Here is a 16901-nt window from a genome sequence, read left to right as displayed (position 1 = left end):
CTTAATCGTTAGCAATATCCCTTATAGTATAGTAAAAACCTTTTAGTAAGGCTAAAAAGGGGAAATATTTCATCGTAAAAGCGTGAATTATTTATACAAAAAGAATTAAAACATTCAACCAAACATCTCGTTGATTTCATATTTTTTAGCGGCTTTATCCTTAAGCCATAGAGCCACTTCTAAAGCCCCTTTAGCAAAAATAGAGCGGTTAGTCGCCGTATGGCTAAGCTCTATGTATTCGCCTTCCAAATAAAACCCTATCGTGTGCTTCCCGGCGACATCGCCCCCCCTTAAAGCGGCTATACCAATGCTTTCTTTAGAGCGCAAACCTTCTCTGTGAGTGGTAAGGGCGCTTTTTTCATCATACCCCCTAGCCTTAGCGCAAGTTTCATACAAACTCAACGCCGTGCCGCTCGGGGCGTCTTTTTTGAGATTGTGGTGCGTTTCTACGATTTCAATATCCGCATCTTTTAATTTCAAAGAAGCTAAAAAGGCTAATTGGTTGAGCATCATAATCCCTAAAGACATGTTGTGCGCGTGCAAAAGCGGCGCTTTTAAGGCTAATTGTTGCATTTTTTCTAGCGTTTCTTTTTCTAAACCGGTCGTGCCAGAAACTAAAATTTTAGGGCATTTTAAAAGAGTCTCTAGCAAATGATCCACGCCTTTAGGTAAAGAAAAATCAACCACGCATTCGCAAGCTTTCACAAACACTTTTAAATCATTGGTTACTAAAGGGGCGTGTGAAAAAGAGCTGAAATCCGTTTCGCATTTTTGCCTGACAAACACGCTAGATAACTCTAATCCCTTATACCCCCCCTTTAATTCTTCTAAAAGTAATTTCCCTATACGACCGCTCGCTCCATAAACACCGATTTTCATGCACTTTCCTTGCTTTTGAATCTTACAACCCCATTTTAAAAGGGTTTAAAATATTGTTAGGATCGAGAGCTTTTTTAATGTTCCTAAAAAGCTCCATTTCACTATGATTAAACGCTAAAGGCATGAATTTGGCTTTAGACAAGCCTATGCCATGCTCCCCGCTTAAAGTCCCCTCCAAACTAATAGCGGCCTGAAAAATCTCTTCCATAGCCTTATGGCCTTTTTCTAAATCTTTTTTAGGATCTTCTAGCATGATATTCACATGCACATTGCCATCGCCCGTATGCCCAAAGCAAGGGATTTTAAAGCCGTATTTTTGGCTTATTTTGGCGACTTCTTGCAACAAACTCGGCAAACTCGCCCTAGGAACGGTCACGTCTTCATTCAATTTCTTTTTACCATAAACGCTAATGCTTTGGGAAGCGTTACGCCTTGAAAACCATAAATCCTGCTCTTCTTGTTCGTTTTGAGCGATCTTAAAATCCACGCACCCATTGGCTTTGAAATGCTTTTCTATCTCATTGAGTTGCCATGCAATCTGCTCTTTAACCACGCCATCCACTTGAGTGATGAGTATCGCTCCAGCGTCTTTGGGTAAGCCTTTAGAAAATCTCTCTTCAACCGCTTGGATACTCAAGTTATCCAAAAATTCCATCGCTACAGGCGTAACGCCACTGCTCATTGTCTTATAAACGGCGTTCATGGCGTCTTCAATATGGTTAAAAACCCCCATCGCGCTTTGTTTTAGGGGCGGTTTGGCTAAAAGCTTTAAAGTGATTTCAGAAATCACGCCCAAACACCCCTCACTAGCGATCATCAGCCCTGCAACATTAAAGCCGGCGACATCTTTGATCGTTTTTTTGCCTGCCCTTATGATTTCACCATTCGCTAAAACCACCCTTAAAGCCATGACATAATCTTTAGTGATGCCGTATTTAGCCGCACGCATGCCACCGGCATTTTCAGCGACATTCCCCCCTAAAGTGCTTTGATTTTCACTCGCTGGATCTGGGGGGTAGAATAAATCCAATTTTTCCACTTCGTTTTGGAAATGCTTGTTAATCACGCCCGGTTCTACTCTAGCGATTAAATTTTTAGTGTCAATCTCTAAAATCTTATCCAAATGTTTTTCTACGCTTAAAACTAGCCCCCCGCTCACGCTCAACGCCCCCCCTGTAAAACCGCTCCCAGCCCCCCTAGGCACAACGATGATGCGGTGCTCGTTGCAGTATTTTAAAATCTGGCTGATTTCTTGCTCGTTTTTAGGGAAAATCACACCGCTAGGCAAATGCCTTTCTTTGGTAGCGTCATAGCAATAAGCGTTCAAATGCGCTAAATCGGTGAAAAAATCCTCTCCCCCTACTAGGTTTTTAAAATATTTAATGTGTTGTTGGTCTAACATGTTATTTTTTACCCGCTTCTAGCGCCTTTCTTCGCTCTTCAAGCTCTTTTTCATCTCTTTCTTGATGCTCTTTCGCTCTTTGTTCAAATTCTCTCGCTCTTTGTTCGGCTTTGGCTTTTTTCTTTTCTTCTTTCAAACGGCGTTTTTCTTCTTTAGAATTTGGTTTTTTCTCTTCTTTTTGAGCGTTGTTCTCTTTAGGAGCGTTTTTGTTTTCGCCTTGTTGGGTGGCGTTATTTCCATTATCTGGCTCTTTAATGGCTTCTTGCTTGATTTCTTGCTCATTTTCTTTGGTATTGACTTTTTCATTGCCTTTATCCATTTCTAAAGCTTTTCTTCTTCCTTCAGTCTCTTTTTCGTCTTTTTCATCATGCTCTTTTTCTCTTTCTTCCAATTCCATAGCCTTTTTGGTGGCTTTGGCTTTTTTCCTTTCATCTCTTAAATAGCGCCTTTCTTCTTTAGAATCAAGTTTTCGCTCTGCTTTTTGGTAGTTTTTCTCTTCTAAAGTAGGAGCGTTTTCTGTGCTTTGATTGGCTTTTTTAGGCTCTTTAATGGCTTCTTGCTTGAACTCTCGTTTAATTTCTCTAGAATCAATCTTTTCTTCCCTCTTTTTAATCCTCACTTCTTTGCGTTTTTCTTTTTTGACTAAAGCGTCATAGTAAGCGAAGTAATTTTTAGATTGACTGCCTGAAAAAAGTTTCCCTAGCGTGCCTGCATCAATCCCTTCAACTCTAGAAAAAAACGGCGTGGAAGTTTTAGTAACGCCGCTTGTATCCAGCTCTCTTTTTTCTAGAATTTCAAAACTCTCACAGCTTAAAATATTGAGCGTGTTCGTGGTTACAATATAAATCACCCCCACGCTATAAACATTACACGCTTTTCTTAAATTAGCGATTTTTGGGTCAAACCCATTCAAAAAAGTAACCAACAAATCAGAACTAATAAAATTAATATCGGTGTTAGTCGCTCTGATTTGCTCATAGAGTTCATCATTAGGAGCGATTAAAAACGCTTGGTTGTTGAATTGCCTAAAATAGACTAAATCCCCCTTTCTAGCGACCATTCTTGGAGTGGGTAAATGGCTTTGTTTCATAGACTCAAACGCTCTGAATTTAGCCGTTGCGACACCATTTTCAACGGCGATAATGACCACTTCAGAATTAACGATTTCATAATCTGAAAGTTTAGTAACGACAAAACCAAACTCCCCCACTTGCAAATCATGAGCCGGAAAACGAATGATTTTTTTAGACAAATCCACAAATTCTATACTCACTCTTAAGGGTTCTTGCCAAGAGGCTGATTGCAAGCTTATAAAACTCATTAGAAGAAGTCCTATCAAAAGCCTTAACATAAAATTCCTTTTAAACATTTTTAAACTTTTTTAAATGCCATAAAATGGCTAAAGACAATCCGGTGGTTTTAGCGTATTGAAAATCCATTATAAAATCAAAAGCTTTTGATCGCTCTAAAAACAGCACTTCAATCTTTTCGGCATCAATCCCCCCACCCTTTGAAACCTTCAAATTCTTATACACTTCAGCGTAATAGAGCGTTTGCAAACTCCCGCTCAACCCGGTCGCGCTATAAAATTGGCCTATGGTTTCTAAATTTTTAGGGCTGATCTGATAACCGCATTCTTCTAGCGCTTCTTCGCAAGCGATTTCTTCTAAACTCTTATTAGCTTTATCCACAAGCCCCGCGCACAATTCATAAGTGTATCCGTCAATATTTTGATCTTGATCGCGCTTAAAATGAAAATGGCGCGCATAAATGGCTGGGCGGAATTGTTTCACAATCACAAAACAATCGGATTCTTTTTCATAGAGTAAAACCGCCACACTATCTAAAGACTTAATAATATCCCATGTTTTCTTAGTATTCTCTTCATTATAATGCATGCGTTTTAATTCTATGAAATTAGAGCTAGAACAAGGCTCTAAATACACACTAGAATCATCTATTAAAGATTTTTGATTGAAAGCATTCTTAAAATAAGACATTAAAAACCCTCCAAAAGATAAAATGAATTTTTTTCAAAAGAATGGGTTTTCAAAAGTTCTTCTAATTTTTGCTTAGAATGCTGAGCTTTTTCTAAAAAAACCTCTCTTTGCTTGCCGTGTAATTTGCTTTTAGCGGTGCGGATATAGCCTAAAGGATTAATCGGGCGGGAGTTTTTATACACGCCAAAATGCAAATGCGGCCCGGTGCTTAAACCGGTGCTTCCCACTCTTCCTATGATTTGCCCTTTTTTAACGAACGATCCTTTTTTCAACCCCTTAGCGAACGCGCTCATGTGAGCATACACCAAGCGCAATTCATTCAAATGGATTTCAACCACATTCCCATACCCCGCCTTAACCCCTATAAAACCCACACGGCCATCTGAAGCAGAATGGATCAAACTGCCATGTTTAGCCGCATAATCCACGCCGTAATGAGGCCGTCTGACTTTTAAGACAGGATGGAACCTCCCATACGAAAAAGGCGAAGAAATGCGGGTGTATTTCACTGGGGTTTCTAATAAAAACCCTGCCACTTCTTGCGCTTTTGAGTCATAATAACGCCCGTTTGAATGGGAAAAGAGATAGTATTGGTGCAAACGAGAGCTAATCATGGCTATTTTGATAGTCGGCTGGCCAAACGCTTGCCCCACACGATAATCCCTTGTATAAACGATAGCGATTTTATCGTTTTTCACTAGGCGTTTAAAAGGCACGCTTTTTTTATACGCGTTCATCAATTGGTTGGCTAAAAGGGGGTCATTGGTGGCTTTGACAATATCTTGATAGGGCGAAGTTTGTAAGGAAAGAAGGAGGGTTCTTTCTTTACGAGTGAAAACAATGGGGATAAAGTCTAAAAAATAATCCTCCCCTTTTTTGTAAATATGGATTTGCAAATCCTGGCTTATAGGGATAAGGGCTTGAATGAGCGTGTTGTTTTCATCTCTTAAAGTGTAGTAGGTAACATTGCTTTGGATTTCAGCGCTCAATTCTTTATCTTGAGAGCTCAAATTGTAGTAGAGTTTTTGAGGGATACGATTTTTTTCTAAAAACCCTAACAGCGTGAGCTTATCCCACACAAGCCTTTCGCCCACCAATAAAGTTTGCTTTTTAGCCATTCCATCGGCTTTTAAAAGAACCCCACAGGATAAATGGAATAAAAAAGCAACCATTAAAGAATAGGTAAAATTTAAAATAACTTTCTTATGAAAAAATACCATGCAGTCGTTTAATGCCTTCAATCAAATCTGTATTTTATTAGTATAACATAAGCCATTAAAGAAAAACGATACAAGTTTAAAGCCTAGCCTTGTTTTTATAGCTTTATGAAGTGCGTTTTTATTGATGCATGGTGGTTTCTCATAAATGGTTTTATCCCGCCTGGATCTTGTAGCGTTGGATATTCATTCTCTTTTTAACAATTCGTATCATTGTTAATTTTCAAGTATTTTTTCTAAAATCTTTAACACATCGTTATGGTGCACTTGGCTTAAAAGGCTAAAAATTTTAAGCATTTCTAAAAACACAAGAGCGTTGGTTTTATGGATAGTTAAAAGAGCATGTTCTTTGAGTGCAGCCGTTCTATTTAATAAGGGGGTAGCGGTTTTTAATTCCAGAATAGAAAAGCAAAAATATAGCATGGCTTGGGTTTTAGAGCCGTATTGTTGCTCTCTAATAACGATTTCGCTCAACTGATTATCATTAAAAGAATGAATGAGTAAAGGATAAGAAATGCGTGAAAGTTCAAAATCCATGCCCCCAAATTGATGCGATCTAAATCTTTCTCTTGTGATCGTGAAATTATCTTCTATGAATTGTTTTTGTTTTTCTAAATATTTTAAAGTATTTTCTAAATTTTCTAAACTGATTAAACCCAATCGCTTAGCGTAATAAATTATTTCGCTCAATTCATAAAGGGTTTTTCTTTTATTATTAGCCCCTAAAAAATGATATTTTTCATCTTTTAGGGTAGTGAGTTCAAATTTTTCTTTATCTTTAATGGGGACATCATAACCGATTTGCCACTCTACATAATGCTTTAAACTAAAAGGGATTTTTCTAGTCGCTGTTGAAATGCCATAATCGCTAAAGGCATGTCTGATTTTCACACGCACTTTGCCTGAAATGGAAGTTAAAGGAATAGAAACCTCAATCACTTTTTTATTATTATCAATCTTAATCAAACTCACAAGGGTGTCCTTGAAACAATTTTTTAAAATATTCTAAACGCGCTCTTTTGTCTTTTAAAAAAGCGTCTTTAATTTTTAAAAAAGCAAAATTGTCAATAATAATATCCAAATTGCCAAAATAATAAGGGATTTTAGGGGCGATTTCCTTAAAATAATGGATATATTGGTAATAAATCAATTTATCTTGACTGATACGCACCGCATTTTCGCTTGGCGCGTCTAAAAAAGTTTTGTTGCGTTTAAGAGCGTTGATGTCTCGCATAGGGAAAAAATAGCCCACGCATGCCCCAACCTTTTTAGCGTTAGGGTATTTATCCACATAATTGGCTATATAGTCAAAATCGTTTAAGCATAGCTTCGTATCGCAATCAGTTGGAAAAATAAAACGCTTAATATCTGCATAGTCCATTCGCCCTCGCTCATATAAAGCTATCACAATAGGAAATTCGTTATTTTTAGTGAAAGATTTAGAAGAAACAACCAAAGCGTCTAAAAGCCTGTAATGATCCTTAAATAGCTTTAATTGCTTAAAATTAGCTTCTTTGATGAGATAAGATAAAGGGTGTAACACGCAAATAAACGCCGGCTTTAAAATTGCAAAAGATTTTAAAAAACTTATCCCTAAATCCCTGGATTTCAAATCGTTGTCTATCTCAAAAATGAAATCTTTATTTTTAATATCTTGTTTGATAAAGGAAGTTCTATCGTTATAGGGGGGATTGCCCACGATGATTAAAGGTTCATCTTGGCTAATGCCATAATTTTCTCTTTTAGGATTGGCTAGAGCGTTTATCATTAAAGCACCACACTCAGGGTCAATATCCGCTCCTATTTTTTTAGGGTGGTGGAGTTTTAAAAACTCTTTATTGCCACAAGCGGTGTCTAAAAGCGTGTAGTTTTCAATACCAACATGCTTTTTTAAAAGCTTGTAAGCGCAATCCACTAAATAAGGGGGCGTGTAGTAAGCCCCTAAATTCACGCTCTCTTGCTTGGTTAAATGCTTGGGGGTTCTAATCAAAACCCCTTACACATCTAGTTGCTTCACATCTTTAGCATGCGCTTGGATAAAGGCTCTTCTAGGCTCTACTTCATCGCCCATGCAAAGCGAAAAGACCGCATCGGTTTTTTCCAAATCTTCAATTTTGAGTTTGATTAAGCTGCGGTTTTCTTTATGCATGGTCGTTTCCCATAAATCATTAGGGTTCATCTCGCCTAGCCCCTTATAGCGCTGGATATTCGCTCCCTTTTTAGCGTAATTTTCCACTTCTTCTAAAAACGACAAAATATCCTTATTTTCTAAGAAATCCAAATTGTATTCCATAAGCTTTTGGTAAGTGTAATTCGCTTCTTCAAACAACACTTCTTTAAAGAGGTTGTCATCTAAATTAAATTCCACCAAGCCCTTAGGGGTTTGCGCATGCAAATGCAAGCTTTCTTCAGTAGCAAAAGAGCGTAAGATCTGATAATTCAAACCCTCTAATTTTTCTAAAATGCTTTTTCCTAAAACTTTCATATCAAGGTTTAAGGCGTCCTTAGTCTCAATCAAAAAGCGTAAAACTTCTAGCAAGTTGTAGCGTTTTTCTAATTCCAAAAGCGTATAGCGGTAATGGCGTGCCACTTTTAACAAATTCATCAAATCGTTCTTGCCAATCCCTTCAATATCCACCGAATTGATGCCATGCTCAATTAAAAAATGATCCAAAGCGACGCTGTCTTTAAGATAAATTTCTGTTTTGCCTTTCTTGTATTTATAAAGAGGGGCTTGAGCGATATAAACATGCCCTTGTTCAATCAATGGGCGTAAATAACGATAGAAAAAAGTCATCAGCAAGGTTTGGATATGACTCCCATCCACATCAGCATCGGTCATGATAATGATTTTATGATAGCGCAACCTTTCTATATCAAAGCTCTCTTGAATGCCGCACCCAAAAGCCGTGATCATGTTTTTAATTTCTTCTGATTTTAGGATCTTTGACAAATGGCTTTTTTCCACATTTAAAATCTTACCCTTTAGAGGTAAAATCGCTTGGAAAACCCTATCGCGCCCTTGTTTAGCGCTCCCGCCCGCGCTATCGCCCTCCACTAAAAAGATTTCACTCTCAAGCGGGTCTTTGCTCTGGCAATCGGCTAATTTTCCAGGCAAAGTGCCAACACTCAAATTATCCTTTTTCCTTGTAAGCTCTCTGGCTTTCTTGCTGGCTTCTCTGGCTTTTGCAGCTAGTAGGGCTTTATTAGCGATGATTTTAGCTTCGTTAGGGTTTTCCTCTAAAAATTGATGGATTTTGTCATAGACTAATTTTGAAACCAACGTGCGTGCATACGAGCTGCCGAGTTTGGATTTAGTCTGCCCTTCAAACAAAGGCTCACTCATTTTCAAGCTCACAACAGCGATCAAACCCTCTTTAATGTCTTCAGAGATGGGGCGCGATTCTTTGGTTTTAATGTTATTGTCAATGTATTGTAAAATCGCTTTAGACAAGCCCATTTTAAAGCCCGCCTCATGCGTGCCGCCCTCAGAAGTTTTAATGTTATTCACAAAGCTTAAAGTGTTTTCATTGTAATCATCAGTATACGCCAAAGCGACCTCTATAGAAGTGCGCGTTTCTTCATCCATGCTTTTAAACGCAACAATGGGGGTGAGCAATTCTTTTTTAGCGCTGTCTTTAACGAATTGTTTCAAGCCGTCTTCATAGAAATAAGTCTCTTGCAGTTGGGTTTTTTCTTCTTTGAAAGAAATTTTTAAGCCGTCGTTAAGATACGCCATTTCTTTGAAGCGTTTTTGTAAAATACCCGCTTGAAATTCAATGACTTCCATCACGCTTTCATCAGGGAAAAATTCAATAGTCGTGCCGCTTTCTTTAGCGCTTTTGGTTTTGCCAATGATTTCAAGCTCGCTAGTAGGAATACCCTTTTCAAACTCTTGGCGATAAATTTGACCCTCTTTTTTAATGGTCATAATCAAGCGTTTGCTCAAAGCGTTCACAACCGAAACGCCCACGCCATGCAAACCGCCTGAAACTTTATAAGTATCATTATCAAATTTGCCCCCCGCATGCAAAATCGTTAAAACCACGGTGCAAGCGGGGATTTTTTCCGTAGGGTGAATGTCTACAGGAATGCCTCGCCCGTTATCTTCTACAATGCATGAACCTTCCTCAGTCAAAGTGATGTTGATCGTATCGCAAAAACCCGCCATGCTCTCATCTACAGCGTTATCCACGACTTCATACACCATGTGGTGCAACCCGCCTATATTGGTATCGCCAATATACATTCCAGGGCGTTTCCTAACCCCCTCTAAGCCTTTTAAAACCTTAATACTATGGCTCTGGTAATTTTGCATTCAATCAAGCCTTTATAATGTGATTGGCATCATCAAAGTAGAAATTTTAGCGCTCAAGTGGCTTTGCTTTTCATCAAGAGACTCTTGGATCAAAAAAGGCGAAGAAGGCTCATTGCATTTTAAAACGAATTGCGTTGTCCCTAAAGCGTTTAAGGCTTCAAGGAAAAATTTCGCGTTCACGCCCAAATGAAAGGCTTTTTCAATATCCAAACCTTTTTCAATCTCAACAGAGGTTTTAGCCGTTTCGCTATGCTCAGAATCCAAAGATTCGAACAAAGCGTTGTTTTTTTCTAAAGTGAGTTTAATGGTGGAGCTTAAAGAACTGCACAATTTAATGCTCTCTTTAAATTCTTCCTTGCCTAAAGTGAAAGAAGAAATGTATTCTTTAGGGAGGATTTTTTGATAATCAGGGTAATTCCCATCAATGAGCTTGGTGAAAAAAGTGTGTGTTTCGTTTTCAACCACCGCTAACATGCCGTCGCTTTTAAAACTGAAATTTTCATAAAAAAGCTTAAGGATTTCTAATAAAGCTCTTTTAGGCAAAATGCAAGAGATGTCTTCTTCGATGGAATGGATAGAGATTTTTTCTAACTGCGTGTAAGAAAGCCGTTTGGTATCCGTGCCTACCACTGAAAGGGTTTGGTGTTTTTGATCAAATTGCATTAAAACACCGGCTAACTCCCTTTTATGGCTGGTTTGCTCAATCACAGGGGCGATTTTTTTAAACGCATCCACCAAAAAAGGGGTATTGACTTCTATACTCACTTTGGGATCTATAACAGGGAATTCAGGGAACTCATCAGCGTCAAACATGGGGAGTTTGAAAGAGCTTTTATTTTGTTTGATCACCAAGCTGTCATCTTTAGTCTCTAAAACAATATTAGAGTCTTTTAAACATGAAATAATGTCTAAAAACTTCTTCCCGTTGATCGTGCCAACGCCCTCTTTATCGCTAGATTGCGTAAAAATATAGCTTTTTAACCCAATATCGGAATCGCTCGCTTTTAAAAAAAGCTTTTCTTTAATGACTTCTAAATGGATGTGTGAAGCGATAGAAGAAGCGTCCTTTTTATCCAAAAAAGCTTGCAAGTAGCGCAAAGTGTTTTCTAAATCGTTTTTACTAACACTGATTTTCATAATTGAATAATCCCCTTGAATTTTTAGTCTTATTATAGCATAAAAGAACGCTTTTTTAAGGGTTTAAGCGTATTCCTACCCCTATACGATTGGAAAAAACATCGTATTCATACAAGCCATCGCCATAGCCATTAAACCACTGCGCATAAATCCCCACAAAAGGGTTAATGCGGTAGGTATAGCCTAAGCGGAAAGCCCCATGCCAGCGATTATAACGCCAGTATTGCGTGAAAATATCATAAAGTTGCAATTCAAAATGATGGCGCCCTCTCCTGTAATCAATTTTAGCGTTACCATACCCCATGTAATCAATCAAATTAGGGTTGGATTGATCATAAGGGACATAGGGCCAATAAGCGACCATGATTTTTAGGCCTCCCTTTTCCCACACCAAACGAAACACAGGGCGTTGCCCCGCGCTCACCGAGCGACACCCCCCCCAACGCACGTCTTTTTGCCCGTTATAATCTTTAACGATCACAGGCCCTCCTGGGAATTGGTTTTCAGGATTACCCTCTTTATTAAAAGGCTGATAGCATTGCGCGCCCCCCACGCCATTAGAAATGTGCTGCCAACCTATCCAAATTTCAGAAAAATTCCCTATTTTACCCCCAAAAGGTTTAAAATTAATAGGATAAACGTAAATGAGTTCAGGCATGAAATTGATCATTCGCATGGGGGCGGATTGGGGGTCATTATAAATTTGAAACCAGTTAGTTTGGGTATAAGCCAGATAAAGCGTGCCTTTAGTCCAAAGAATATGCCTAAATACAGGCACTCTAAAACTGATTTGGAACTTAAACTCATTGCGTTGATAGGGGTTGATATTGGGGTGATACCATTGAAAAATGGGGGTGAAACTATGATAAAAAGGCAAAAAATAAGTGCCTAGATAATCCATCATGTTTAAATATTTTTTAGCAAAATCCACCCAAGAATGTTCTTTGGGGGCTTTTTGTGGAGGGAAATACCAAGCATTGGACAAATCGTTTTGCGTTTTAATGATGTGCAAATCCTGTTTGCGCAAATAGTAGTTATAATCCACCTTAAAATTATCTTGTGAAAATTTTTTGCCCTCTAACTGACAAACTACAAAAATCATAAAGATCAAAATGCTTTTCATCAAGCATCCTTATTTCACTTAAATTGCAAGATGAAAATCGCTAAAACCACTACAGGCGCGATAAAACGAACGCTAAAATGCCACGCTTTAAAAGCGTTTATATTAAAGAAATGCTTCGTGGCTAAAAAAGAACGCTTTTTATTTAAAACCCACCCCACAAATAAGACTGAAAACAAGCCTCCCAAAGGCATTAAAAATGAAGAAGTGATGAAATCCAGCCACCCAAACACGCTCTTATGAGCGAGGCTTAAAAACTTAGCGTATCGTTCATTCATAGAAAGAATGACTAAAACGCCTAAAACATACACAACAACCCCTATCCATAGCGACGCTTGAAGGCGCGAGAAATTAAAACGATTGATAAGATAAAGCGCTAAAGGCTCTATCAAAGAAACCGTGGAAGTGATCCCGGCAAAAACAAGCGCCATAAAGAAAAAGAGCGAAACGATCTGCCCGCTTATGCCCATTTTAGCGAAAGTTAAAGGTAAGGAAATAAAAACAAGCCCTGGCCCTTGAGACACATCCGCATGGTATTCAAACACAAAGGTAAAAATCATCACCCCGGCAATGAGAGAAATTAAAATACCCGGTAAAACAATAAACAGAGAGCTTTTGAATAGATTTTCTTTTTTGGGCGTGAAAGCTGAATAAGTAATGATCGTGCCTACCCCCAAACTCAAAGAAAAGAACATCTGCCCTAAAGCGTCCATAACAACCTTAAAATCAATCTTTTGAATCTCAAAATTAAATAAAAAGCGCAAAGCTTTAGGCATGCTTTCTAAAGTCATCGCATAGATTAAAAGCCCTATGAAAATCACAAACAATAACGGCATAAGCACGACATTTAATTTTTCAATCCCTTCTTCAATCCCCCTAGAAACAAACCATACTGTCGGCAATAAGCATGCGCTAAAGCCAATAACAGGCCAGATTAAACTGCCATTTTGGAGCATGCTAAATTGCATTTTGGCTTGCTCTAAATCTTTAGGTAAATCAAAAGTTACTACAAAAAGATAGTAAAGCACCCAGCCTAACACCACCGCATAAAAGGATAAAATGAGAGGACCGCCTAAAATAAAAAAAGAAGTGAAAGGGTAATATTTTTTCCTTTTAGGATCTAAGATTTGATAATTAGAAACAACATCTTTTTTACCCAAATTCCCAATCAGCATTTCCACTAAAAGCATAGCAATGCCTAAACTCAAGGTTAGCACCAGATATAAAAGCACAAACGCACTTCCCCCATTATGACCTACCATATAAGGAAAGCGCCAAATATGCCCTAAACCGATAGAGCTACCCAAAGTGGCTAAAATAAAGCCTAATTTAGAAAATTTTCCCATGTTAAATATTTTAATAAATCTTGCTCAACCAAATGGAAAACACAATTAAAGGGGTGATGTATTTAAGCAAGAAATACCAAGTTGCAAACAATTTAGGGCCTAAAAAGTGCGTGCTTAAAAGACGCAATTTTTCTTTTTTCAAAACCCAGCCCATAAAAATAAAGGTTGCCATCCCGCCTAAAGGCATGATAATGGTGCTTGAGGCAAAATCCAACCAATCAAAAAGACTTTTTTCAAAGAAAGTGAGATAGTCTTTATAATCCTTATGGAGCGAGAAAATCAACACCACGCCTACCACAAAAATTAGCGCTACAAGACCCCAAGTAACCTTAAAACGAGAGTATTGATACCTTTCGGTAAGATACATCACGCTTGGCTCTAATAAAGCCACCGTAGAAGTGATTCCAGCAAAAGCGAGCGCGAGCAAAAAAAGAACTGAAACAAGAATACCTATCGCTCCCATTTGGCCAAAAACCACCGGTAAAGAAGTGAAAATTAACCCTGTGCCTTGTGAGACATTCGCCCCGTATTCAAACACAAAAGTGAAAATCATAAGCCCTGCCACAAGAGAAATTAAAATCCCTGATAAAACCACCCAAATCGTGCTTTTAAGCAAATTCTGCGTTTTATCCGTAACCGCAGCATAAGTGATATTGATCCCTAAACCGATGCTTAAAGAAAAGAAAACCTGCCCCAAAGAATAAGTGAACACTTGAGAAGTCAAATCTTTTGGCTTGAAATCAAACATGAAATGGAAAGCTTTAGAAAAAGAATCCATGCTCATCGCATAGAAAAGCAAACCAAAAAAAGTGGCAAAGAGTAAGGGCATTAAGACTAGATTGAGTTTTTCAATCCCTTCTTTAATCCCCCTAGAAACAATCCATCCGGTTATAAATAAAACGCTAAAAAGCCCAATGGATTGTAACCTTATAGACTGCAAAGTTTGAGTAAAAATTTGTTCAGATTCTTGGATATTGTTAGGCAAATTAAAACTAACACTCACCAAATAATAAAGCACCCAGCCTAAAATAGTGCCATAAAAAGTCAGTATTAAAGGCCCAGAAATAAGCAAAAGCCCTGCGTATTTCCAGCGTTTTTTGGGGTTAAGGTCAAGCTCTTTAAAAGCTTCTATTACATTTTTTTGAGTGCTTTGTCCTAATAGCATTTCAGCGATAAACATCGCCGCACCAACGCTTAAGGATAAAAATAAAAATAATAAAACAAAAGCACCCCCACCGCTCACCCCAGTCATATAGGGGAAACGCCAAATATGCCCTAAACCTATCGCGCTTCCTAAAGCCGCTAAAACAAATCCTAATTTAGAAAAATGATTACCCATTCTTAACTATCAAACTCCTTGTAAATGATTAAAATTAAAGAGCGATGTCCTTAATCGCCCAACTATTGCTGTATTTTTTTAAAATCTTTAAAAACCCTAAAATTTAAGAAAAAACCCACTTCAAAAATACCTAAAAAATATAAAGCAACGCCCCCAGATTATACTATAGTTAAGTTACATATTGTATAATTTTGAGAAAATTTCATTATTTAAGTAAGGGGAATTAATGCGCTGTAGGGTATATTACGAAGATACCGACTCTGAAGGCGTGGTCTATCATGCGAATTATTTGAAATATTGCGAAAGGGCTAGGAGCGAGTTTTTTTTTAAAAAAAATGTCTTGCCAGAAAATGAAGAAGGCGTGTTTGTCATTCGCTCTATCAAAGCGGATTTTTTCACCCCTGCAAGCCTTGGCCAGGTCTTAGAAATAAGAACGCAAATTAAAGAATTAAGAAAGGTTTTTGTGGTGCTTTTTCAAGAAATTTATTGCATCCAAAACGCTTCTTTAGAGCCTATGAAGCCCTTTAAAGTCTTTGCTTCAGAAATCAAATTTGGCTTTGTCAACCGCTCTACATACAGCCCTATTGCCATTCCTAAATTGTTTAAGGAGCTTCTTAATGCCGTCTGATTTAGAAAAACCCACCATTATTTACCCTTGCCTTTGGGATTATAGAGTGATTATGACCACTAACGATACAAGCATGTTAAAAGAACTTTTAGAAACCTACCAACGCCCCTTTAAATTGGAATTTAAAAACACTTCTAAAAACGCTAAATTTTATAGCTTTAATGTTTCTATGGAAGTTTCAAACGAATCAGAACGGAACGAGATTTTTCAAAAAATTTCACAATTAGAAGTCGTGGTGCATGCGCTTTAGTCTTTTAAAACAAACGCCTTGAATTTTTCACCCCTTTCTTTATACGAAGAAAATTGATCCAAACTGGCCGCACTAGGCGAAAGCAAAGCGATTTCATTTTGCGATAAAACGCTTTTAATTTCTTGAACCGCTTTTTCTAACTTTAAACAAACTTGACAAGAAACATTAAATTCTAACGCTAAGGCTTGGATGATAGAAGCGCTTGATCCTATGGCATAAAGGCTTATTTTATAGTTTTTAAATTCTTCAAAAAGGGGGGTTAAATTGACCCCTTTAATATCACCCCCTAAAATCAAATGGATTTTTTGGTTTTTAAAGGTTTTTAGGGCTTGTAAGGTGGCATCAATGTTTGTGGCTTTGCTGTCATCTACCCACAAACGCCCTTGTTTATCCCTAAATTCTTCCATTTTATGCGAGCCGATTTTAAAAGCGTTCAGTCTTTTAAGGGCGTTTTCTCTATAGTCTTGCCATTTTAAATTCTTCATTTTTAAAAATTGCTCATAAACTAAAAGGGCTAAGGCAGCGTCTAATAAAAACGCTCCCTTAAAAAAAAGAGCGTTAGAGGGGATTTCTAAACGCTCTAAAACCTCTTCGCTTGTGTCAAAAAAGATTTTTTGCGCTTGCGAGTTTTGAATAATGGGGTGTTCTTTGAATTTTAAAGGGAGGATAGCGAGCGAAGTTTTAGGCATCAATGTTAAAACCTTGAGTTTAGCGTTCAAATAATTTTCAAAATTGCAATGCCAAGTCAAATGATCAGCTTCCACATTGATGAGCAAGTAGATTAAAGGGTAAGCCTTATTCGTGTAATGCAAAGAAAAAGAGCTTGTTTCTAGCACCCACAAGGGCGATTGCTTTTCAAACAATTCAATCAAGGGCGTGCCGATATTCCCCCCACTCACAGCCTTAAAATCTTCTAAAAGCGTGGTGAGCATTTCTGTCGTGGTGGTTTTCCCGTTAGTGCCGCTAATACTGATTATAGTAGGCGTGAAAACCAAATCAAACAAGCTATCAATATAATCGTATTCGCTCACTAAATGCTTGGCTTTTATGACTAAAGGGTGCGTAAAACTAATGCCCGGGCTGACTATCTCTAGTTGGGAATCATTAGGGTTAAAATCCTTACTGGGGTAGCAAAGAAAACCCTCGCTATCTTTATGGAATGAATGGAATTTATCATCAAGAAATTTGACTTCGTTATGGTTTTTTTTAAAAAAACGCCCTAGGGCTAGAGTGGTTTTGCCATGCCCCAATAAAGAGATTTTCAT

At 38.0% G+C, this 16901-nt stretch carries 15 protein-coding genes; 2 read left to right on the top strand and 13 right to left on the bottom strand.

Annotated features, from left to right (window positions below):
* Positions 1-114: 114 nt before the first annotated feature.
* The 12 genes from dapB to AYS37_RS02210 form a co-directional block, all read right to left on the bottom strand.
* On the bottom strand, positions 115-879 hold the full coding sequence (gene dapB / locus AYS37_RS02265) for a 4-hydroxy-tetrahydrodipicolinate reductase (protein WP_000690543.1): 765 nt from the start codon (positions 877-879) through the stop codon (positions 115-117).
* 22 nt (positions 880-901) lie between these two features.
* Complete coding sequence (gene glcD / locus AYS37_RS02260; RefSeq protein WP_000886839.1) at positions 902-2281, bottom strand: glycolate oxidase subunit GlcD; 1380 nt, start codon at positions 2279-2281, stop codon at positions 902-904.
* A gap of 1 nt (position 2282) precedes the next feature.
* Complete coding sequence (gene pgbA, locus AYS37_RS02255) at positions 2283-3632, bottom strand: plasminogen-binding protein PgbA (RefSeq protein ID WP_000945144.1); 1350 nt, start codon at positions 3630-3632, stop codon at positions 2283-2285.
* A gap of 10 nt (positions 3633-3642) precedes the next feature.
* The gene (locus AYS37_RS02250) at positions 3643-4281 is read right to left on the bottom strand and encodes a hypothetical protein (protein WP_000119963.1); all 639 of its coding nucleotides are present in this window, start codon (positions 4279-4281) and stop codon (positions 3643-3645) included.
* Complete coding sequence (csd3, locus tag AYS37_RS02245) at positions 4281-5501, bottom strand: peptidoglycan DD-metalloendopeptidase Csd3 (RefSeq protein WP_000231114.1); 1221 nt, start codon at positions 5499-5501, stop codon at positions 4281-4283. The genes AYS37_RS02250 and csd3 overlap by 1 nt, the downstream gene beginning before the upstream one ends.
* A gap of 213 nt (positions 5502-5714) precedes the next feature.
* Positions 5715-6470: a R.Pab1 family restriction endonuclease gene (locus tag AYS37_RS02240; RefSeq protein ID WP_000052578.1), complete on the bottom strand. Its 756-nt coding sequence runs from the start codon at positions 6468-6470 to the stop codon at positions 5715-5717.
* Complete coding sequence (locus AYS37_RS02235; protein ID WP_001874523.1) at positions 6457-7449, bottom strand: hypothetical protein; 993 nt, start codon at positions 7447-7449, stop codon at positions 6457-6459. The genes AYS37_RS02240 and AYS37_RS02235 overlap by 14 nt, the downstream gene beginning before the upstream one ends.
* Positions 7450-7494: 45 nt before the next feature.
* Entirely contained in the window at positions 7495-9816 is a 2322-nt protein-coding gene (gene gyrB / locus AYS37_RS02230) for a DNA topoisomerase (ATP-hydrolyzing) subunit B (RefSeq protein ID WP_001181976.1), read from the bottom strand.
* 12 nt (positions 9817-9828) lie between these two features.
* A complete protein-coding gene (gene dnaN, locus AYS37_RS02225) occupies positions 9829-10953 on the bottom strand; it encodes a DNA polymerase III subunit beta (RefSeq protein ID WP_000704253.1) in 1125 nt (374 codons plus the stop codon).
* A gap of 55 nt (positions 10954-11008) precedes the next feature.
* On the bottom strand, positions 11009-12076 hold the full coding sequence (locus AYS37_RS02220) for a phospholipase A (protein ID WP_000836091.1): 1068 nt from the start codon (positions 12074-12076) through the stop codon (positions 11009-11011).
* Between the two features lie 14 nt (positions 12077-12090).
* Positions 12091-13419 carry a sodium-dependent transporter gene (locus AYS37_RS02215; protein WP_000514605.1) on the bottom strand — a complete coding sequence of 443 codons (1329 nt, stop codon included), beginning with the start codon at positions 13417-13419 and terminating at the stop codon, positions 12091-12093.
* Between the two features lie 10 nt (positions 13420-13429).
* Complete coding sequence (locus tag AYS37_RS02210) at positions 13430-14758, bottom strand: sodium-dependent transporter (RefSeq protein WP_000526594.1); 1329 nt, start codon at positions 14756-14758, stop codon at positions 13430-13432.
* Between the two features lie 226 nt (positions 14759-14984).
* Here AYS37_RS02210 and ybgC point away from each other — a divergent pair, with 226 nt between their 5' ends.
* Together ybgC and AYS37_RS02200 are read left to right on the top strand one after the other, a co-directional pair.
* On the top strand, positions 14985-15386 hold the full coding sequence (gene ybgC, locus AYS37_RS02205; protein WP_001203778.1) for an acyl-CoA thioesterase YbgC: 402 nt from the start codon (positions 14985-14987) through the stop codon (positions 15384-15386).
* On the top strand, positions 15376-15636 hold the full coding sequence (locus AYS37_RS02200; RefSeq protein ID WP_001138689.1) for an HP0495 family protein: 261 nt from the start codon (positions 15376-15378) through the stop codon (positions 15634-15636). The genes ybgC and AYS37_RS02200 overlap by 11 nt, the downstream gene beginning before the upstream one ends.
* On the opposite strand, the gene murD is transcribed toward AYS37_RS02200, so the two are convergent.
* Entirely contained in the window at positions 15633-16901 is a 1269-nt protein-coding gene (gene murD / locus AYS37_RS02195; RefSeq protein ID WP_000703513.1) for a UDP-N-acetylmuramoyl-L-alanine--D-glutamate ligase, read from the bottom strand. The genes AYS37_RS02200 and murD overlap by 4 nt on opposite strands.

The organism is Helicobacter pylori NQ4053, from assembly GCF_000274605.1.
Taxonomy (GTDB): domain Bacteria; phylum Campylobacterota; class Campylobacteria; order Campylobacterales; family Helicobacteraceae; genus Helicobacter; species Helicobacter pylori_CV.
The sequence above is the reverse complement of the archived record's forward strand: the minus strand, read 5'-3'. Positions and strand labels throughout refer to the sequence as shown.